This is a genomic window from Streptomyces sp. Tu 2975, from assembly GCF_009832925.1.
Taxonomy (GTDB): Bacteria; Actinomycetota; Actinomycetes; order Streptomycetales; family Streptomycetaceae; genus Streptomyces.
Window position 1 is genome coordinate 5,519,371 of the sequence record NZ_CP047140.1, and the last position, 19,510, is coordinate 5,538,880.

16 protein-coding genes and 1 pseudogene are annotated in these 19,510 nt (G+C 69.9%); 11 read left to right on the plus strand and 6 right to left on the minus strand.

Features of this window, described 5'->3' with window-relative positions; all coding sequences use genetic code 11:
* Positions 1–24: 24 nt before the first annotated feature.
* Together GLX30_RS24420 and GLX30_RS24425 are read right to left on the minus strand one after the other, a co-directional pair.
* Positions 25–1,227, minus strand: a complete 1,203-nt coding sequence (locus GLX30_RS24420; protein WP_159692347.1) for an alpha/beta hydrolase — start codon at positions 1,225–1,227, stop codon at positions 25–27.
* Between the two features lie 173 nt (positions 1,228–1,400).
* Positions 1,401–2,066, minus strand: coding sequence for a TetR family transcriptional regulator (locus tag GLX30_RS24425; RefSeq protein WP_159692349.1), 666 nt, complete (start codon positions 2,064–2,066; stop codon positions 1,401–1,403).
* A 116-nt stretch (positions 2,067–2,182) separates the two neighbouring features.
* Between GLX30_RS24425 and GLX30_RS24430 the strand changes: the two genes are divergently transcribed.
* The gene (locus tag GLX30_RS24430; protein WP_159692351.1) at positions 2,183–3,793 is read left to right on the plus strand and encodes an MFS transporter; all 1,611 of its coding nucleotides are present in this window, start codon (positions 2,183–2,185) and stop codon (positions 3,791–3,793) included.
* A 149-nt stretch (positions 3,794–3,942) separates the two neighbouring features.
* The gene (locus tag GLX30_RS24435; protein ID WP_159692353.1) at positions 3,943–4,320 is read left to right on the plus strand and encodes a peptidase inhibitor family I36 protein; all 378 of its coding nucleotides are present in this window, start codon (positions 3,943–3,945) and stop codon (positions 4,318–4,320) included.
* On the opposite strand, the gene GLX30_RS24440 is transcribed toward GLX30_RS24435, so the two are convergent.
* A complete protein-coding gene (locus GLX30_RS24440; RefSeq protein ID WP_159692355.1) occupies positions 4,301–5,074 on the minus strand; it encodes a potassium channel family protein in 774 nt (257 codons plus the stop codon). The two genes, GLX30_RS24435 and GLX30_RS24440, sit on opposite strands and share 20 nt — an antisense overlap.
* Before the next feature lie 71 nt (positions 5,075–5,145).
* Complete coding sequence (aceE, locus tag GLX30_RS24445; protein WP_159692357.1) at positions 5,146–7,887, minus strand: pyruvate dehydrogenase (acetyl-transferring), homodimeric type; 2,742 nt, start codon at positions 7,885–7,887, stop codon at positions 5,146–5,148.
* Positions 7,888–8,327: 440 nt separating this feature from the next.
* On the opposite strand from aceE, the pseudogene GLX30_RS24450 reads away from it, so the two are divergent.
* From GLX30_RS24450 to GLX30_RS24475, 6 genes and pseudogenes are all read left to right on the plus strand, one after another.
* A pseudogene (locus tag GLX30_RS24450) lies at positions 8,328–8,747 on the plus strand (DUF3052 domain-containing protein); the annotation flags it as partial.
* 131 nt (positions 8,748–8,878) lie between these two features.
* The gene (locus tag GLX30_RS24455) at positions 8,879–9,337 is read left to right on the plus strand and encodes a peroxiredoxin (RefSeq protein ID WP_159692359.1); all 459 of its coding nucleotides are present in this window, start codon (positions 8,879–8,881) and stop codon (positions 9,335–9,337) included.
* Between the two features lie 170 nt (positions 9,338–9,507).
* Positions 9,508–10,083, plus strand: coding sequence for a TerD family protein (locus tag GLX30_RS24460; protein WP_159692361.1), 576 nt, complete (start codon positions 9,508–9,510; stop codon positions 10,081–10,083).
* A gap of 107 nt (positions 10,084–10,190) precedes the next feature.
* Positions 10,191–10,766 carry a TerD family protein gene (locus tag GLX30_RS24465; protein WP_159692363.1) on the plus strand — a complete coding sequence of 192 codons (576 nt, stop codon included), beginning with the start codon at positions 10,191–10,193 and terminating at the stop codon, positions 10,764–10,766.
* Between the two features lie 71 nt (positions 10,767–10,837).
* A complete protein-coding gene (locus GLX30_RS24470; protein ID WP_159692365.1) occupies positions 10,838–11,983 on the plus strand; it encodes a DUF475 domain-containing protein in 1,146 nt (381 codons plus the stop codon).
* A 108-nt stretch (positions 11,984–12,091) separates the two neighbouring features.
* Positions 12,092–12,835 carry a Tellurium resistance gene (locus GLX30_RS24475; RefSeq protein ID WP_159692367.1) on the plus strand — a complete coding sequence of 248 codons (744 nt, stop codon included), beginning with the start codon at positions 12,092–12,094 and terminating at the stop codon, positions 12,833–12,835.
* A 240-nt stretch (positions 12,836–13,075) separates the two neighbouring features.
* Here the strand turns inward: GLX30_RS24475 and GLX30_RS24480 are convergent, their stop codons facing one another.
* On the minus strand, positions 13,076–13,828 hold the full coding sequence (locus GLX30_RS24480) for a TerD family protein (RefSeq protein ID WP_159692369.1): 753 nt from the start codon (positions 13,826–13,828) through the stop codon (positions 13,076–13,078).
* 212 nt (positions 13,829–14,040) lie between these two features.
* Here GLX30_RS24480 and GLX30_RS24485 point away from each other — a divergent pair, with 212 nt between their 5' ends.
* From GLX30_RS24485 to GLX30_RS24495, 3 genes are read left to right on the plus strand one after another with little or no spacing between them, the layout of a single operon-like run.
* Positions 14,041–15,204 (plus strand): HpcH/HpaI aldolase/citrate lyase family protein, encoded by a 1,164-nt coding sequence (locus GLX30_RS24485; RefSeq protein WP_159692371.1) that lies wholly within the window; start codon positions 14,041–14,043, stop codon positions 15,202–15,204.
* 17 nt (positions 15,205–15,221) lie between these two features.
* Positions 15,222–17,780: a phosphoribosyltransferase gene (locus GLX30_RS24490; RefSeq protein WP_159692373.1), complete on the plus strand. Its 2,559-nt coding sequence runs from the start codon at positions 15,222–15,224 to the stop codon at positions 17,778–17,780.
* On the plus strand, positions 17,777–18,709 hold the full coding sequence (locus tag GLX30_RS24495) for an HAD family hydrolase (protein WP_159692375.1): 933 nt from the start codon (positions 17,777–17,779) through the stop codon (positions 18,707–18,709). Before GLX30_RS24490 ends, GLX30_RS24495 begins: the two co-directional genes overlap by 4 nt.
* 93 nt (positions 18,710–18,802) lie before the next feature.
* Here GLX30_RS24495 and GLX30_RS24500 read toward each other — a convergent pair whose 3' ends face one another.
* Positions 18,803–19,438 (minus strand): DedA family protein, encoded by a 636-nt coding sequence (locus tag GLX30_RS24500; protein ID WP_167306860.1) that lies wholly within the window; start codon positions 19,436–19,438, stop codon positions 18,803–18,805.
* Positions 19,439–19,510 lie beyond the last annotated feature (72 nt).

The window sequence follows — 19,510 nt, forward strand, 5'->3', positions numbered from 1 at the left end:
CGGGCTCTACGCGCGTCAGCCCGCTCAGGCACCGTAAATACCACTGCGGCATGTGTCGGTGCCCGATGCGCAGCTCACGTCGGCGTAGGCGCCGACGCCCAGGTCGGCGAAGTTGCGGACGCTCTCGGTTCCCGGCTCGAAATAGCCGGTGTGGCCGACGGCGCCCTCCGCGGAGAGCAGCCGCGCGCCGAACTCCGGGAGGACCGGGTCCTCACCGTGGCCGAGTCCGCCGACCTCCAGGTGCGGCACGCCCTCGATCCAGTCGTCGGCGTCGCGCATCGCCCAGATCCGGGCCTTCGTGTGCAGGCCGGCGACGTTCTCCGCCCGCATGCCGGGGCTGCCGGCGACGGCCAGGTCACCGACCCGGGCGGGCAGTTGCCGTGCGGCGACCCCGCAGACCACGGAGCCGTAGCTGTGGCAGAACAGTGAGACGGGGGACCGGCCCGGCAGCGCCTCTGTGAGCTCGACGAGCCGTACGGCCCCGTTCTCCGCGAGCCGCCCGATGGCCGACTCCATGCCGACCCCGACCGGGCTCGTGTAGTCGCCCCATGCGATGACGGCCGTACGCATCCCGGGTGCGGCCGCTCGCTGGGCGGCGTACAGGGACCGGGCCATGCCGACCGGCGCGCTGTATTGGCGGGCGGTCCGCTGGAAGGTGAGCAGGTTGGTGTCGACACCGGGCACGACCACCGAGACGCGCTGGGCCCTGTCCAGGTCCCCGAAGACCTCGGCCACCCGGCCGGAGCCGGACGGGTCGAAGGAGAGGATCTGCCGGTCGGGGTCCATCAGCGCCTGGAACCGGTGCATCCGCCGTACGGCCTGATGGTGTCCGGCGGCCGTGAGGCCGGGATCGGCCACCCGCTTGCGTTCGCGGGCGAGGGAGTCCCAGAGGGCCGTGCGGTTGGCCCGGTACCGCAGGGTGACGGGCGCCCCGTTCAGATTGCCCACGATGCGCGGGTAGTCGTCGGCGAGTTGCGAGCTCCGCTCGCCGCCGAGCGACTTGAAGAAGGCGGCGAACCGCCGCGGCCCGCTGTTCAGACCGGGCAGTTCACGGGCGCCTATACGTCCCTTGCTCCAGCCCGCCAGTTCGGCTTCGAGGGCGTCACGGGCGCCGGGCTGGTGCCGTACGGCGGTCCAGCCGGTGGTCGCCAGCATCACGAACACCACCGTGAGGGCGAGCAGGGTGCGCCACGCGGTCAGGGAGGGGGAGGAGTCGAAGGAAGTCACTGCGGGACACCCTAGGAGAAGGGTGCGGGCCTACGCGAAGAGCGTGAGGTACATCACGTGTCGGAAGGCGAATTGATGGGGAGAAGGGTGACGTTCTGTGTGTGCTCGGCGCGCGGGCAAGCGCATTTCCCCTGCGTGTGGCGGTCGTTGGGCACCCAAGGCACCCCTGGGCCTCAAAGGGCGGGCGGCGAGTGCCGCTCGTCGGCGCGCCAGTTCTCGGCAAGTGCCGGACCGAGATGGTCGAGGAACCTCTCCGTGAGCGAACGGATCGCCTCGACGCTGGGATCCCCACCCTGCCCCCACAGCCGCCCCGTGGCCCGCATCACACCGCTGAACGCGGCCACGGCCACCCGGGGCCTGGGATCGGCGTTCACATCGAGCCCCTCGCGTTCGGCGATGAGCGTGGCCAGCGCCTCCTCCGTCACGGTGGAGCGGCGCATGTGCGCGGCGAGCAGCGCCGGGGTCGACTCGATCATCTGGAAGCTGCGCATGTAGAGATCGAGCGGAACGATCTCCTCCACGGCTTCGCCGATGGCGTCCCAGGAGGCGAACACGGCGTTGCGCAGGGCCTCGAAGGGGCCTTCCTCCGCGGGGCGTCCACGCAGCACCACGGCGTAGTGGGCCTCCAGGATCTCCTGGACGGCGAACGCGACCTCTTCCTTGGACGCGAAGTAGCGGAAGAAGGTGCGCTGCGACACGTCGACGGCGTCCGCGATCTCATCGACGGTCGTCCGCTCGTATCCCTGGGTCGTGAACAGCTCGAGGGCGACACGTACCAGTGCGTCACGGGTGCGCTGTTTCTTGCGGGCGCGCAGCCCGGTCGGCTCGGCCGTGGTCACTTCATGTTCCTCATTTCGCTGCTTCCACCTGCGTCCATTGTCCGCCGAGTCACGTGACAGTTACCGACTAGTGAACTCGTTTGTCAACTGTCAGTGGCTGTCATTAGTCTTCTTGCATGACTAGTCAGACCACCGTCGAAAAGGCGCCGAGGGATCCTCAGGACTCCGCTCCGGCACCGGTCAAGGGGCTTCGCGGCCACCCCTGGCTGACCCTGTTCTCCGTGGCCATCGGCGTGATGATGGTCGCGCTGGACGGCACGATCGTCGCGATTGCCAATCCCGCGATCCAGAAGGACCTCGGCGCCTCGCTCGCCGACGTCCAGTGGATCACCAACGGTTATCTGCTCGCCCTTGCCGTGGCACTGATCACGGCGGGCAAGCTCGGTGACCGCTTCGGCCACCGGCAGACCTTCCTCATAGGCATCGCCGGCTTCGCCGCCGCCTCCGCGGCCATCGGCCTGTCCGACTCCATCGTCCTCGTCATCACCTTCCGGGTGCTGCAGGGCCTCTTCGGCGCCCTGCTGATGCCGGCGGCGCTCGGCCTGCTGCGCGCCACGTTCCCCGCCGAGAAGCTGAACATGGCGATCGGCATCTGGGGCATGGTCATCGGCGCCTCGACGGCCGGCGGCCCGATCCTCGGTGGTGTGCTCGTCGAGCACGTCAGCTGGCAGTCGGTGTTCTTCATCAACGTGCCCGTCGGCATCCTCGCCGTGATCCTCGGCCTGGTCATCCTGAAGGACCACCGCGCGGAGAACGCGCCGAAGTCGTTCGACATCCTCGGCATCCTGCTGCTGTCGGGCGCGATGTTCAGCCTCATCTGGCCGCTGATCAAGGCCGGCGAGTGGGGCTGGGGCTCCGCCGGAACCCTCGGCTGGCTGGCCGGCGCCGTGGTGCTGTTCGGTCTGTTCGCCTTCTGGGAGAGCAAGGTCGACGAGCCGCTCGTGCCGCTCGCCATGTTCCGGTCCGTCCCGCTCAGCGCCGGCGTGGTGCTGATGGTGCTGATGGCGTTCGCCTTCATGGGCGGCCTGTTCTTCGTGACGTTCTTCCTCCAGGGCGTCCAGGAGATGAGCCCGGTCGACAGCGGTCTGCGGCTGCTGCCGCTCACCGGCATGATGATCGTCTCCTCGCCGCTGGCGGGTGCGCTGATCACCAAGTTCGGGCCCCGAGTGCCGCTGGTCGGCGGCATGGTCTGCACCGCCGCCGCCATGTTCGGCATGACCACCCTCTCCGAGGGGACCGGCACCTTCGCGATGTCCCTGTGGTTCGCCCTCCTGGGCCTCGGCCTCGCGCCGGTCATGGTCGGCGCCACCGAGGTCATCGTCGGCAACGCCCCGATGGAGCTCTCCGGCGTCGCCGGTGGTCTCCAGCAGGCCGCCATGCAGGTCGGCGGCGCGCTCGGCACGGCCGTCCTCGGCGCGGTGATGTCCGCCAAGGTCAGCGCCGAGTTCGCGACCAACTGGAAGGACGCGGGCATCCCGGTCCCGGCGGACCCGCGGCTGGAGCAGGCCGCCGAGTTCGGTACCGTCCCCGGCGAACTGGCCCAGGCCCCCGGCATGACGCCGGACCTGGTCACCAAGATCGGTGACGTCATCCACGACACGTTCATGTCAGGCATGGGCCTGGCGTTCACCGTCGCCGGCGTAGTCGCGGTCGTCGCGGCCCTGGTCGCCGTGCTCACCAAGCGTGGCGAGAACGCGGAGGCCGGCGCGGGCGCCGCCCACATCTGACGTCAACCGCGTGCGTCGACAGCCCCGCCGGGCATCCCCCGGCGGGGCTGTCGCCTATCCGGATGATTTCCCCCGCGGCCCCTTCCGCGACCACGTCACCGCAGGTCAGGGTCGGCCCACCGATTCGTCCGACCACACGGGGGTCCCTCATGCGCACGACCGTCACCGCCGCCGCCCTGGCCGCCTCGGCACTTCTGCCGCTGCTGCTCCACCCCCCTCAGACCGCGTCCGCCGCACCACCGCGGCTCGGCGCGTGCGCCGCAGGCGAACTGTGCCTGTGGGCCGAGAACGACTTCCGCGGCGCGCGCAGCACCCATGAGCTCGCCGGTACCGACATCGAGAGCTGCGTACCGCTGCCGCCGGGCACCGCCGCCAAGGCCCTCGCCAACCGGACCGGCCGGCCCGTCACCACCTACCAGTCCGAGGAGTGCGCGGAGACCGGCGAGTTCGAGACCTACCCGGGCGGCGGCACCTGGCTGCCCAGGTCGCCGTACCAGGTCAGGGCGTTCAAGATCTGGGAGAACTAGGCCCCGGCACCTCGGGCGCACCGGCCTCCGGTGCGCCCGAGAGCCGCGCCACCTCTGCCCGCAGACCGCGGACCTCCACCGTGAGCGCCTCCAGCAGTGCCGTCCGCCGCCGCTCCTCGGCGTCGTCCCGCTCGAAGCGGGAGATGAACCAGGCGGCGATGTTGGCCGTCACCACACCCAGCAGCGCGATGCCGGAGATCATCAGCCCGACCGCCAGCAGCCGCCCGAGGCCCGTCGTCGGCGAGTGGTCGCCGTAGCCGACGGTCGTCATCGTCGTGAACGACCACCACACCGCGTCGCCCAGCGTCCTGATGTTCCCGCCGGGCGCGTCCCGCTCCACCTGGAGCACCGCCAGGGAGCCGAACATCATCAGCCCCACGACCGCGCCGCCGACATACGTGGTGAGCGTGATCTGCGGCGCCATCCTGGCCCGCCGGCCCACCAACAGCAGCGTGGAGACCAGCCGCAGCAGCCGTAGCGGCTGCACGAGGGGCAGCAGCACCGCCAGCAGGTCCAGCGGATGGCTGCGCAGGAACAGCCACTTGCCCGGCGCCAGCGACAGCCGTACGAGGTAGTCCACGGCGAACGTCCCCCACACCACCCACTCGGCCACCTGGCAGGACCGGTGGACCCAGGGCGGGGCGCCCGGGGCGACGATCGGCACCGTGTAGGCGACCGCGAAGACGAGGGCGAGCGCCAGCAGGGGCGTCTGCATGCGCTTTTCCCAGCGGATCTGGGCGGTCTGCTGCTTCATGACACGCATCGTAAGGACACGCCGAGGGCGGCGGACCCGTGGGTCCGCCGCCCCTGACGTGCTGATCTTCGCTACGCGTCGCCGCCCGCCGCACCAGGGTCGGCCGCGGCCACGTCCAGCAGCTGGTAGCGGTCCACCGCCTGCTTGAGCGCGCCACGGTCGACCTTGCCCTCACGGGCCAACTCGGTCAGCACCGCCAGCACGATCGACTGCGCGTCGATGTGGAAGAAGCGGCGGGCCGCGCCACGGGTGTCCGCGAACCCGAAGCCGTCCGCGCCGAGCGACTGGTACGTGCCCGGCACCCAGCGGGAGATCTGGTCGGGGACCGAGCGCATCCAGTCGGAGACCGCGACGAACGGGCCCTCCGAGCCGGACAGCTTCCGCGTCACGTACGGGACGCGCTGCTCCTCCTCGGGGTGCAGCAGGTTGTGCCGCTCCACGTCGACCGCCTCGCGGCGGAGCTCGTTCCAGGAGGTCGCCGACCACACGTCGGCGCGTACGTTCCACTCCTCCGCGAGGATCCGCTGGGCCTCGACCGCCCACGGGACGGCGACACCGGACGCCATGATCTGGGCCGGGATGGAGCCCTGCTCGCCCTGCTTGAAGCGGTGGATGCCCCTCAGAATGCCCTCGACGTCCACATCGGCCGGCTCCGCGGGGTGCTGGATCGGCTCGTTGTAGACGGTGAGGTAGTAGAAGATGTCCTCGTTCTCCTCGGGGGTCCCGCCGTACATCCTGCGCAGACCGTCCTGGACGATGTGCGCGATCTCGAAGCCGAACGCCGGGTCGTAGGCGACGCAGGCCGGGTTGGTCGAGGCGAGCAGCTGCGAGTGGCCGTCCGCGTGCTGGAGGCCCTCGCCCGTCAGCGTCGTACGGCCGGCGGTGGCGCCCAGGACGAAGCCCCGCGCCAGCTGGTCGGACATCTGCCAGAACTGGTCGCCGGTGCGCTGGAAGCCGAACATCGAGTAGAAGACGTACACCGGGATCAGCGGCTCGCCGTGGGTCGCGTACGCGGAGCCCGCGGCGATCAGGGACGCGGTGCAGCCGGCCTCCGAGATGCCGTCGTGCAGCATCTGACCGGTCGGCGACTCCTTGTACGCGAGCAGCAGCTCGCGGTCCACAGCCTCGTACTGCTGACCGAGCGGGTTGTAGATCTTCGCACTCGGGAAGAACGAGTCCATGCCGAAGGTCCGGTACTCGTCAGGAGCGATCAGCACGAACCGCTTGCCGATCTCCTTGTCCCGCATGAGGTCCTTCAGCAGCCGGACGAACGCCATGGTGGTGGCGATCGACTGCTGACCGGAGCCCTTCTTCACAGCCGCGTACGTCTTGTCCTCGGGCAGCTGGAGCGGCTTCGCCCGCACGATCCGGGTCGGCACGTATCCACCGCAGGCCTTGCGGTGGTCGTGCATGTACTGGATCTCCTCCGAGTCGCGGCCCGGGTGGTAGTACGGCGGGGGCCCGCTCTCGATCTGCTGGTCCGTGATCGGGAGGTGCAGCCGGTCGCGGAAGCGCTTCAGGTCGTCGACCGTCAGCTTCTTCATCTGGTGCGTGGCGTTGCGGCCCTCGAAGTTCGGTCCCAGCGTCCAGCCCTTGATGGTCTGCGCCAGGATCACCGTCGGCTGGCCCTTGTGGGCCTTGGCCGCCTTGTAGGCCGCGAAGACCTTGCGGTGGTCGTGGCCGCCGCGGCCGAGGTGCAGGATCTGCTCGTCGGTCATGTTCTCGACCATGGCGCGCAGCCGCTGGTCGCCGCCGAAGAAGTGCTCGCGGATGTAGGCGCCCGTCTCGGTCGCGTACGTCTGGAACTGGCCGTCCGGCGTGGTGTTCAGCTTGTTGACGAGGATGCCGTCGCGGTCCTGGGCGAGCAGCGGGTCCCAGGAGCGGTCCCAGACCAGCTTGATGACGTTCCAGCCGGCGCCGCGGAACTGCGACTCCAGCTCCTGGATGATCTTGCCGTTGCCGCGTACCGGGCCGTCGAGACGCTGGAGGTTGCAGTTGACCACGAAGGTCAGGTTGTCCAGGCCCTCACGGGCGGCGATGGACAGCTGGCCGAGCGACTCCGGCTCGTCCATCTCGCCGTCGCCGAGGAACGCCCACACGTGCGAGTCGGCGGTGTCCGCGATGCCGCGGGCCTCCATGTAGCGGTTCATGCGCGCCTGGTAGATGGCGCCGAGAGGGCCGAGGCCCATGGAGACCGTGGGGAACTCCCAGAAGTCCGGCATCAGCCGCGGGTGCGGATAGCTGGACAGCCCGTACGGCTCCTTGGACTTCTCCTGCCGGAAGGCGTCCAGCTGCTGTTCGCTGAGCCGGTCGAGCAGGAAGGCGCGGGCGTAGATACCGGGGGACGCGTGCCCCTGGAAGAAGATCTGGTCGCCGCCCTTGCCGTCGTCCTTGCCCCGGAAGAAGTGGTTGAAGCCCACGTCGTACAGGGAGGCGGAGGAGGCGAAGGTGGCGATGTGGCCGCCGACGCCGATGCCGGGGCGCTGCGCACGGGAGACCATCACCGCGGCGTTCCACCGGGTCGCGTTGAGGATCTTGCGCTCGATCTCCTCGTTGCCGGGGAAGAACGGCTCGTCCTTGGTCGCGATGGTGTTGACGTAGTCCGTGCTGCGCATCTCGGGCACGGCGACGCGCTTCTCGCGCGCCCGCTCGATCAGGCGGAGCATCAGATAGCGGGCCCGCTCCCGGCCCCGCTCGTCGACGGCGGCGTCGAGGGAGTCCAGCCACTCCTGGGTCTCTTCAGGATCGAAGTCCGGGACCTGGCTGGGAAGGCCGCCAATGATGATCGGGTTGCGATCTGATCCGGAAGCCACGCTGTTCCTTCGCTGTTCGGAGGTACTGGGTCGGCAAAGCTGTCGCACCGCCTCCCATCGTGTACCGCGGGGAGCCTCGCGTCATCTCTACCGGGAGGTAACCCTCGATCTCGGCGACGTCCGGCCCCGGCCCGGCGGGAGGGCTGGACCGAATCGCAACTTTACGCCCGACCCGCCCACGCGTTTCGTTCGGTCGTTCGGTTCCTATTGAGATGTGAAAGGGTAGGAATGCCGCGTACGCGGCCGAAGGGTGTGGTCACGATCGTGGCGGGGACCCGTCGCTTGCCTGGAGTTGCGCCGAGACGGCCGCAAACGTCACCGTTTCGGCGGTCTGGACGGCCGGGTACTTGCGCGATCCGCCCCGCCCGTGTGGACTACGGCCAATGCTGCGCGTACGCGCGTGGCCGAAGCATTTGTCGAAAACGATCAGGAGGCAAGCCGTGAGCGCGACCGCGGACCACGCGGAGGAGCGGACCAACCCGGCAGCAAGGCTGGGGTTCGAGCCCGGACAAGTGGTCCAGGAGATCGGCTACGACGACGACGTCGAGCAGGAGCTCCGTGAGGGCATCGAGGCCGCTACCGGCCAGGAACTCGTCGACGAGGACTACGACGACGTCGCTGACGTCGTCGTGCTGTGGTTCCGCGACGAGGACGGGGACCTCACCGACGCACTGGTGGACGCCATCGGTCTGATCGACGAGGGCGGGGTCGTCTGGCTGATGACCCCCAAGACCGGCCGTGACGGCTATGTCGAGCCCAGCGACATCAACGAGGCCGCACAGACGGCGGGTCTCTCCCAGACCAAGAGCATCAACGCCGGCAAGGACTGGAGTGGCAGCCGGCTGGTCACCCCCAAGGGGCGAAGTCGGGGAAGCGCTGAGCCGCCGAGCGGCGAAGGACCGACAAGAGGCCCCCACCGGCACAGCCGGTGGGGGCCTTCTGCGTAGGCTGGTCCCCTACCGGACGGGCACACAGAAGGGAAGCGTTCTCCATGGCGATCGAGGTCGGCGACAAGGCACCGGAGTTCGAGCTCAAGGACAACCACGGCCGCACCGTCGCGCTCTCGGACTTCCGGGGCGAGAAGAACGTCGTACTGCTCTTCTACCCCTTCGCCTTCACCGGCGTGTGCACCGGTGAGCTGTGCGCCCTGCGCGACGAGCTGCCGAAGTTCGTCAACGAGGACACCCAGCTGCTGGCCGTCTCCAACGACTCCATCCACACCCTGCGTGTCTTCGGCGAGCAGGAGGGCCTCGAGTACCCGCTGCTCTCCGACTTCTGGCCGCACGGCGAGACCTCCCGCGCCTACGGCGTCTTCGACGAGGAGAAGGGCTGCGCGGTGCGCGGCACCTTCATCATCGACAAGGAGGGCGTGGTGCGCTGGACGGTCGTCAACGGCCTGCCGGATGCCCGCGACCTGAACGACTACGTCACGGCGCTGGACGCCCTCTGAGCCCCGGCGTTCGCCGCACGTGCGTCGTCCCGGTCCCCTCCGGGCGTCGTTCGCGCGAACCGGCGCGCGAAAGCCTGTTTTGCGCGGGAACCGGTCACTAGGATCCTTTCGTTGATCCGATAGCCATGCACGACGGGGGCGCTGCCCCTGAAACAACAATGGAGGGACTCGTGGGAGTCAGCCTCAGCAAGGGCGGCAACGTCTCGCTGACCAAGGCCGCGCCGAACCTGACCGCGGTCACCGTGGGCCTGGGCTGGGATGTCCGGACCACCACCGGCACCGACTTCGACCTCGACGCCAGCGCCCTGCTGACCAACGCCGAGGGCAAGGTCACCAACGACGGCAACTTCGTCTTCTTCAACAACCTCAAGAGCTCCGACGGCTCCGTCGAGCACACCGGTGACAACCTCACCGGTGAGGGCGAGGGCGACGACGAGCAGATCAAGGTCAACCTGGCCGCGGTCCCCGCCGACGTCGACAAGATCGTCTTCCCGGTCTCGATCTACGAGGCCGAGAGCCGGCAGCAGTCCTTCGGCCAGGTGCGCAACGCGTTCATCCGCGTCGTCAACCAGGCCGACAACAACGAGCTCGCGCGCTACGACCTGAGCGAGGACGCCTCGACCGAGACCGCGATGGTCTTCGGCGAGCTGTACCGCAACGGCCCCGAGTGGAAGTTCCGTGCCATCGGCCAGGGTTACGCCTCCGGCCTGCGCGGCATCGCGCAGGACTTCGGTGTGAACGTCTGAGTCAGGTACAGCAGTCTCCACGTCCGGCGCCGCACACAGTGCGGCGCCGGACGCGCCTGGGGCCGACAGGTCCCGCAGCAAAGCCATCCAGGGGAGGACTCACCAACATGGGCGTCACACTCGCCAAGGGAGGCAATGTCTCCCTCTCCAAGGCCGCACCCAATCTCACTCAGGTGCTCGTAGGGCTCGGCTGGGACGCGCGCTCCACCACCGGCGCACCCTTCGACCTCGACGCCAGCGCGCTGCTCTGCCGGAGCGGACGGGTCCTCGGCGACGAGTGGTTCGTCTTCTACAATCAGCTCAAGAGCCCGGACGGCTCCGTCGAACACACCGGTGACAACCTCACCGGTGAGGGTGACGGCGACGACGAGTCCCTCCTGGTGGACCTCGCCAAGGTGCCGGCCGAAGTGGACAAGATCATCTTCCCGGTCTCCATCCATGACGCCGACAACCGCGGCCAGACCTTCGGCCAGGTCAGCAACGCCTTCATCCGCGTCGTCAACCAGGCCGACGGACAGGAGTTGGCCCGCTACGACCTCAGCGAGGACGCCTCCACCGAGACCGCGATGATCTTCGGTGAGCTGTACCGCTACGGCGGTGAGTGGAAGTTCCGGGCCGTGGGGCAGGGGTACGCGTCGGGGCTGCGGGGCATCGCTCTAGACTTCGGGGTAAGCGTTTCGTAAAGCCGCGTGCGGCGCGGGGGAGAACCTCCCCCAGGCTTCACCCGGGGGACAATTACACGATTGGGTAGCCAGTGGTTCTGAAAACCTTCGGCTGGTCGTTCGCCGTCACGGCGCTCGGCCTCGCATTCGCCGCCTGGCAGTGGGGCTGGGAGGCGTTCGGGATCGTACTGATCCTGTCGATCCTCGAGATCTCGCTGTCGTTCGACAACGCGGTTGTCAACGCCGGAATCCTCAAGAAGATGAACGCCTTCTGGCAGAAGATCTTCCTGACGATCGGCATTCTTATCGCGGTCTTCGGCATGCGGCTGGTCTTCCCCGTCGTCATCGTCGCCATCAGTGCCAAGGTCGGGCCGATCGAAGCGGTCCAACTGGCCATGGACCAGCCCGACAGGTACGAGGACCTGGTCACCGACGCACACGCGGCGATCGCCTCGTTCGGTGGCATGTTCCTGCTGATGATCTTCCTCGACTTCATCTTCGAGGAGCGCGAGCACAAGTGGCTGGCCTGGCTCGAGCGGCCCCTGGCCAAGCTCGGCAAGGTCGACATGCTGTCGGTCTGCATCGCTCTGATCGTCCTGCTGGTCACCGCCATCACCTTCGCCACCAACGCGCACACCAGCACCGGTCACGCCGACAAGTCGGCCACCGTGCTCCTCTCCGGCGTCGCCGGTCTGATCACGTACCTCGTCGTCGGCGGTCTCTCCGGCTACTTCGAGGACAAGCTCGAGGAAGAGGAGGAGCGCGAGCACGAGGAGGAGGAGAAGGCCAAGCGGGAGGGCAAGCAGGTCTCCGCGGTCGGCCTCGCCGGCAAGGCGGCGTTCTTCCTCTTCCTGTACCTCGAGGTGCTCGACGCGTCGTTCTCCTTCGACGGCGTGATCGGCGCGTTCGCCATCACCAACCACATCTTCTGGATGGCGCTCGGCCTCGGTATCGGCGCGATGTACGTCCGGTCCCTCACGGTCTACCTGGTCCGCCAGGGCACTCTCGACGACTACGTCTACCTGGAGCACGGCGCCCACTACGCGATCGGCGCGCTGGCGGTCATCCTGCTCGTCACCATCCAGCACGAGATCAGCGAGATCATCACCGGCCTCATCGGCGTGGTGCTGATCGCCGCCTCCTTCTGGTCCTCGCTGCGCCGCAACAAGGCGCTGGAGAACGCCGAGGGAAAAGCCGGCGGTCCGGAGGAGAAGGCTGAGGTCTCCTCCGGGGTGTGACGCCCACACCATTGAGGAACGCTTCCTTGCGGGGCGGCCGGGTGCTCCCGGCCGCCCCGTCGCGTTATCCGCGGACACCGGACGACCAGTGACGACGAGGGGTGGGGCATGGCCATCTGGGACAACCTGTGGCGGGGAAGGGCTGCGCAGTTCGACTCGGGCAGCGCCGCCTCCAACTCCATCGAGCTGACCAGGCGGAATCCGTCGGTATCGCTCACCAAGCAGGGTGCGGCGAGCGGCAACCTGCGCGTCAACCTCTCCTGGCGGATGCGTTCCTCCGACATCGAGGGCCGCTCCCGGCAGAGCGGCAGACTGCTGCGCAACCCCCTGAAGCTCTTCCAGCCGGACGTCGTCCAGGCGCACACCCAGGGCGTGGTCAACGTCGACCTCGACCTGGGCTGCCTGTACGAACTGACCGACGGCAGCAAGGGCGTGGTCCAACCGCTCGGCAGCTTCTTCGGCGACCTGAACGGCCCGCCTTTCGTGAAGCTCAGCGGCGACGACCGGTTCGGCGCGCCCTCGGGCGAGACGATCTTCGTCAACCTCGACCACCGGGAATCGATCAAGCGGCTGCTGTTCTTCGTCTACATCTACGACCAGACCCCGGCCTTCGACCGCACGCACGCCCACGTCACGCTCTACCCGAGCAACGGCCCCCGCGTCGAGATAGAACTCGACGAGCGCGCCCCGCAGGCGCGCTCGTGCGCGGTGTTCTCCGTGGAGAACACGAAGGGCGACCTGACGGTGCGCCGCGAGGTGAAGTTCGTCTACGGCTTCCAGGCGGAACTGGACCGCCTGTACGGCTGGGGCCTCCAATGGGGCCGCGGCTACAAGTCCCAGTCCCGCGCCTAGCCCTCCCGGGCGGGGCACCACCGGGGCGGCGTGACACCCCCGGGTTCGGCCGTCGCCGGGCGGGCCTGCCCTTCGCGGCGGCCTGGCGCCCGCCGGGGCGTTCGTGCGACGGCGGGTCGGCCTTCGGCGGGGTGCGCTCGGGGCGAGTGGGCCGGGCCTGCGGGGGCATTTTTCGGCCTCGCCGGCGATCGAGGCGCGGGGTCCGGGCGGAGCCCCGCTACCGGGCCGGGCACGGCGTGGCTACGGGCGCTGGAACTGCGGCCCCATCGGCGGCAGCCGGAAGCTCGGGTCCGGAGCGTACGCCGCCGCCGCGGCCGGCTGCGGATAGCCGTACGCGGGCTGCGGCGCAGCCGGCACGTACGCAGGCGCCGGCTGCGTCATGTCCGACGGCGGATAGCCGTACGACGGCGCGGACGGCTCAGCAGGCGCCACCGGCGCCTCCGCCTCCGGCTCCTCCACCGAGATCCCGAACGCCGTCGCGAGCCCCACCAGCCCCGTCGGGTAGCCCTGCGCCACCGCGCGGAACTTCCAGCCGTCGCCGCGCCGGTACAGCTCCCCGCAGATGATCGCCGTCTCCTCACCGGTCTCCGGCTTCACATCGAAGACGGCCAGCGGCTCCCCACCGGCCGGCGCGGCGGCGTCATGGAGGAGTATCCGCAGGTCACGTACGTGCTCGAAGGTGCCGCCGTCCGACGACGCCGCGATCACCACCTGGTCCACCGACGGGTCCAGTGCCGCCAGGTCCGCCTCGACCGTGTCGGTCAGGTGGTCGCCGACGTGCTTCTTCGGGAGCCGCCGCACCAGCCCGGACGGGTGCCGAGGCTGGTTGTAGAAGACGAAGTCCTCGTCGGAGCGCACGCGGCCGTCACCGCCGAGCAGCAGGGCGGAAGCGTCGACGTCTGGGACCGCCGCGCCCGGCGTCCAGCGCAGCACGGCACGTACCGCCGTGGCATCAAGAGGGACGTTCGAGCCCTTCAGCATCGCGTGCGTCATACCGGTCATCCTGCCTGGCCGAGGGGCCCCGGGACAACGCGGGGCCCGGTTCCCGCACGTGCCGCGCCCGGCGGGGCCACTCGTACGGCATGGGCGAGAAGCGGACGAGTTACCCGGAGTTCATGCACTTGGGGAACTCTGGACACCTGTGCTTACGTACTATTACCGGCCACATGTTGTCAGGCCCGAAGCGGCAGTACGGGGGATCTCTTATGCGTCATTTCGGGCACATCCCGCCCGCGGAGAGGGCGAGGCTGTTCCACCAGGAGCCGTGCGACTTCGGCGCGGACTCTGCGGCCCGGACGCTCGCGGCCGCGCTGGGCGCCACTCTGTACAGCCCGGCCACCCGGCCGAAGCTGGCCGACGACGTCCTCAAGCAGGCGGCGCGCGGAGTCGTCTCCATGGTGCTGTGCCTGGAGGATTCCATCGACGACGCCGAGGTCGTCGACGGCGAGGCGAACCTCGTCCGGCAGTTCGCCGACCTCGACGCCCGGGGCGTGGAAGTGCCGCTGCTCTTCATCCGGGTCCGCACTCCCGAACAGATCCCGGACCTCGTGAGACGCCTGGGGCCAGCGGGACGGCTGCTGTCCGGATTCGTACTGCCGAAGTTCACCGATGAGCGCGGCGTCCCCTTCCTCGAGGCCCTCGTGACCGCGGAGGCCACCGGCGGTCGGCGGCTGTTCGCCATGCCCGTTCTGGAGTCCCCCGAGCTGCTGCACCTGGAAACCAGGACCGAGGCGCTCACCGGCATCGCGCGCACCGTCGACAAGTACCGCGACCGGGTCCTCGCCCTGCGGCTCGGCGTCACCGACTTCTGCTCCGCGTACGGGCTGCGCCGCTCGCCCGACATGACCGCCTACGACGTGCGGATCGTGACGTCCGTGATCGCCGACGTGGTCAACGTGCTCGGACGCTCCGACGGCACGGGCTTCACCATCACCGGGCCGGTCTGGGAGTACTTCAGGTCCCAGGAGCGCATGTTCAAGCCGCAGCTGCGCCGCAGCCCGTTCCTCGAAGGGCGGGCCGAGGAGCTGCGCAACGCGCTCATCGAGCACGACCTCGACGGTCTGCTCCGCGAGATCGAGCTGGACCGGGCCAACGGCCTGATGGGCAAGACCTGCATCCACCCCTCCCACGTCCTGCCCGTGCACGCGCTGTCCGTGGTCAGCCACGAGGAGTTCAGCGACGCCCAGGACATCCTGCGGCCGGAGCGCGGCGGCGGCGGTGTGCTGCGCTCCGCGTACACGAACAAGATGAACGAGGTGAAGCCGCACCGCGCCTGGGCCGAGCGGACCCTCCTGCGCGCCGAGGTCTTCGGTGTGGCCAAGGAGGACATCGGCTTCGTGGAGCTGCTCGCGGCCGGACTCACCGACTGATGACGCAGAAGGGACCGATGACGACGAGGGGCGAAGAGAACGTGGTGTGGTCGGGAAGCTGGGTCGCGGAGCGGCTGGGAGTCTCCCTCGTCGGTGACGAGGGACTCCAGAAGCTGCTGGGCCTCGCCCTGCGCCGCAACCCGAAGCGGGCGCACCTGCTCGTGTCGAACGTGCTGGGCAAGCATGTGCCCCAGCAGCCGCTGGTGGTCTGGCGCGCGGGGCACGACCTCGGAGTGCGGGTCCGCGACCTGCTCGGCACGGACGAGTGCCGGCGCGCGGTCGTCCTCGGGTACGCGGAGACCGCGACCGGCCTGGGCCACGCCGTCGCGGACGGCATCGGCCTCGCGCCCTATCTGCACTCCACGCGCCGCCCCGTCGAGGGCGTGGCGACCGCGGGCGGTTTCGAGGAGTCCCACTCGCACGCCACCTCCCACCTCCTGCTGCCCGAGGACCCGGAGCTGCTGAGCCGGCCGGGCGCGCTGGTCCTCGTCGACGACGAGTTCTCCACCGGCAACACCGTCCTCAACACCATCCGTGACCTGCACGCCCGCTACCCGCGTGAGCGGTACGTGGTCGTGGCCCTGGTCGACATGCGTTCCACGGCCGACCTGGGCCGGCTGGACGCCTTCGCCGAGGAGATCGGCGCCCGCGTCGACCTGGTGGCCATGGCCTCCGGCACCGTGCGGCTCCCGGACGGCGTCCTGGAGAAGGGCCAGGCTCTCGTCGCGGAGCACGAGCGGGCACCGGCGGAGGCCGCCGCCACGCCCGTCCCCGCGGGCACCGGCGCGCCCCGGCACACGCGGGTCGAGCTCGAGTGGCCCGCCGGCGTCCCCGACGGGGGCCGGCACGGATTCACGCCCGAGCACCGCACGGCGCTGGAGGCCGCCCTGCCCGGCATGGCGGCCCGGATATCCGACGCCCTCGGCACCGCGCCGGCCACCCCGGCGAAGGGCGGCACGCGCCGGGTCCTGGTCCTCGGCAACGAGGAGCTCATGTACGCACCGCTGCGGCTGGCCGTCGCCCTCCAGCAGAACGGCCACGCCGGGACGGACCAGGACGCGGCGGCGCGGACGGCTTCCGCCCAGGCGGCCCGTACCGAGGTGTACTACTCCACGACCACCCGCTCGCCCGTCCTCGCCGTCGACGACCCCGGCTACGCGATACGCACGCGGCTCGTCTTCCCCGCCCACGACGACCCGGCCGACGGCCCCGGCGAGCGCTACGCGTACAACGTGGCCGGTGCCGGCTTCGACGCCGTCGTCGCCGTCGTCGACTCGACGGCCGACACCGCCCGGCTGCACGCCCCCGACGGCCTGCTGGCCCAGCTCGCCGACCACACCGGGCACGTCGTGCTCGCCGTCGTCCCCAGCTACGTACCGGGAGTCCCCGGCCACGTACCCGAACATCACGCGCCCGAAGGACCTGAAAGGCCCTCCATGCTGCCCCAGCCGCTCCGCGGACCCGCCTTCTCCTCCTACGCGCCGGAGGAGGTCGGCTGGCTGCTCCAGGACCTCTCGGAGGTGGAGCTCGAGGCACCCACGGAGGAGCGCGAGGAAGCCATCCAGAGCGGCGGCGCGCACTACGCCGAGTCGCTGCCGGTCGAGTACCAGCCGAACGAGCGGTACCAGCAGCTGTTCGAGACCGCGCTCACGGCCTCCGCGGCACGCATCGCCCGCGCCGTCGGAACCGTCACCGACACCGTCCTCGCCGAGCGGACGCCGCGCCCCGTGCTCGTCTCGCTGGCCCGCGCCGGCACCCCCGTCGGCGCGCTGATGCGCCGCTGGGCCCAGCACCGGCACGGCCTGGACCTGCCGCACTACGCCGTCTCCATCGTGCGCGGCCGTGGCATCGACGCCAACGCCCTGCGCTGGCTCGCCGAGCACCACGACCCGGCCGACGTCGTCTTCGTCGACGGCTGGACCGGCAAGGGGGCGATCACCCGCGAACTGGCGGAGGCCCTGCGTGACTTCCCAGGTTTCGACCCCGAGATCGCGGTCCTCGCCGACCCGGGCGGCTGTGTGCGTACCTACGGCACCCGCGAGGACTTCCTCATCCCCTCCGCCTGCCTCAACTCCACCGTCTCCGGCCTGATATCGCGCACCGTCCTGCGAGCCGACCTGGTCGGTCCCGACGACTTCCACGGCGCGAAGTTCTACCGCGAACTCGCCGGTTCCGACGTCTCCGGCCACTTCCTCGACACCGTCGCCGCCCGCTTCGACGAGGTCATGTCCGCCGTGGACGCCGACGTCAAGGAACTGCTGTCCGCGGACCGCACCCCCACCTGGGAAGGCTGGCGCGCCGTGGAGCGCATCAGCGAGGAGTACGGCATCCACGACGTCAACCTCGTCAAGCCCGGCGTCGGTGAGACCACGCGCGTCCTGCTGCGCCGCGTCCCCTGGAAGATCCTCGCGAGCCGCGGCGCCGGCGCCGACCTCGACCACGTACGGCTGCTGGCCGAGCAGCGCGGCGTACCGGTCGAGGACGTCGACGAACTCCCCTACAGCTGTGTCGGGTTGATCCACCCCAAGTACACCCGCGGTGCCACCGGTGCCGACGGCAGGGCGGTGACGAAGTGACTGCTCACCCGTCTCCCACCGCCCTTTCGGAGAGGCGCTCCGCGCCGCCGCTCTGTCTCGTCGCCAGCGACCTCGACCGCACCCTCATCTACTCGAACGCGGCGCTCGGCCTCGGCATGCCCGACGCGGTCGCACCCCGGCTCCTCTGCGTCGAGGTGCACGAGCACAAGCCCCTGTCGTACATGACGGAGCGGGCGGCGGGACTGCTCACCAAGCTCGCCCAGGACACCGTCTTCGTACCGACGACGACCCGCACCCGCAAGCAGTACCAGCGCATCAGCCTGCCCGGGCTGCCGCCCAAGTACGCGATCTGCGCCAACGGCGGGCATCTGCTGGTCGACGGCATCAGCGACCGTGACTGGCGTGAGGCGGTCGCCGCCCGGCTCGCCGCCGAGTGCGCACCCCTCGACGAGATCCGGGCCCATCTGAACAGGACCGCGGACCCGGCCTGGCTGCGCAAGGAACGCGTCGCGGAGGACCTGTTCGCGTATCTCGTCGTCGAGCGGCAACTGCTGCCCGACGACTGGGTCAGGGAACTCGGCGTGTGGGCGGAGGCCCGCGGCTGGACCGTCTCCCTCCAGGGACGCAAGATCTACGCCGTCCCCAAGCCGCTCACCAAGAGCGCCGCCGTGCGCGAGGTCGCCCGCCGTACCGGAGCCGGGCTGACGCTCGCCGCGGGCGACTCCCTCCTCGACGCCGACCTGCTGCTCGCCGCCGACCGCGCCTGGCGGCCCGGACACGGTGAGCTAGCCGAGGCGGGCTGGGAGGCCGAACACGTCGTCGCGCTGCCGCAGATGGGCGTCGCGGCGGGTGAGGAGATCCTGCGGCTGCTGCGGCAGGAGGCACGCCGGTTCCGCCGCGAAGGGCAGGGCATCGACTCCGTCGTGATCCCGCCTCCGCCCGGCGGTGTCGGCTCGGCCCCGGCGTGACCCCGTGCCGGGCGGCTGGATCGGCCGTCGTGATCCCGCGCCGGGCGGCTGCATCGGCCCGTCGTGATCCCGCCTCCGGTCGGCGGAGGTGGTTCAGCCCCGGCGTGATCCCGCGCCGGGCCTGAGCAGCCGCACGGCCGCGAAGAGCAGGACGGCCACCACGGCGGCCGCCAGCACCACCTTCGAGTACGCGGAGACGTAGCCGGTCACGTCCTCCCACCTCTCGCCGAGCGTGTGACCGGCGAGGACGAACACCGTGTTCCAGATCGCGCTGCCCAGCGTGGTGAGCGTCAGGAACAGGGGCAGCGACATCCGCTCCACACCGGCCGGCACGGAGATGAGGGAGCGGAAGACCGGGATCATCCGCCCGAAGAACACCGCCTTCGCCCCGTGCCGGGCGAACCACGCCTCCGTACGCTCGATGTCCGCGACCTTCAGCAGGGGCAGCCGGGCAGCGATCGCCACCGTACGGTCCCGCCCCAGCAGCGCCCCGATCCCGTACAGCGCAAGAGCGCCGACCACGGACCCGGCCGTCGTCCACAGCAGGACGGCGACGAGCCCCATCTGTCCGCTGCTCGCGGCGAAACCCGCCAGCGGCAGGATCACCTCGCTGGGCAAGGGCGGGAACAGGTTCTCCAAGGCGATGGCGATGCCCGCCCCCGGTGCGCCGAGGGTTTCCATCAGGCTGTTGACCCAGCCCGGTGCGCTGCTTTCGATGCCGCTGCTCATGCCCCGAACGGTAGGCAGGCGAAGCTGAAGCCACCCTGAAGGCGGCCGCACACCTTCCTGCGGTTTTCCGCA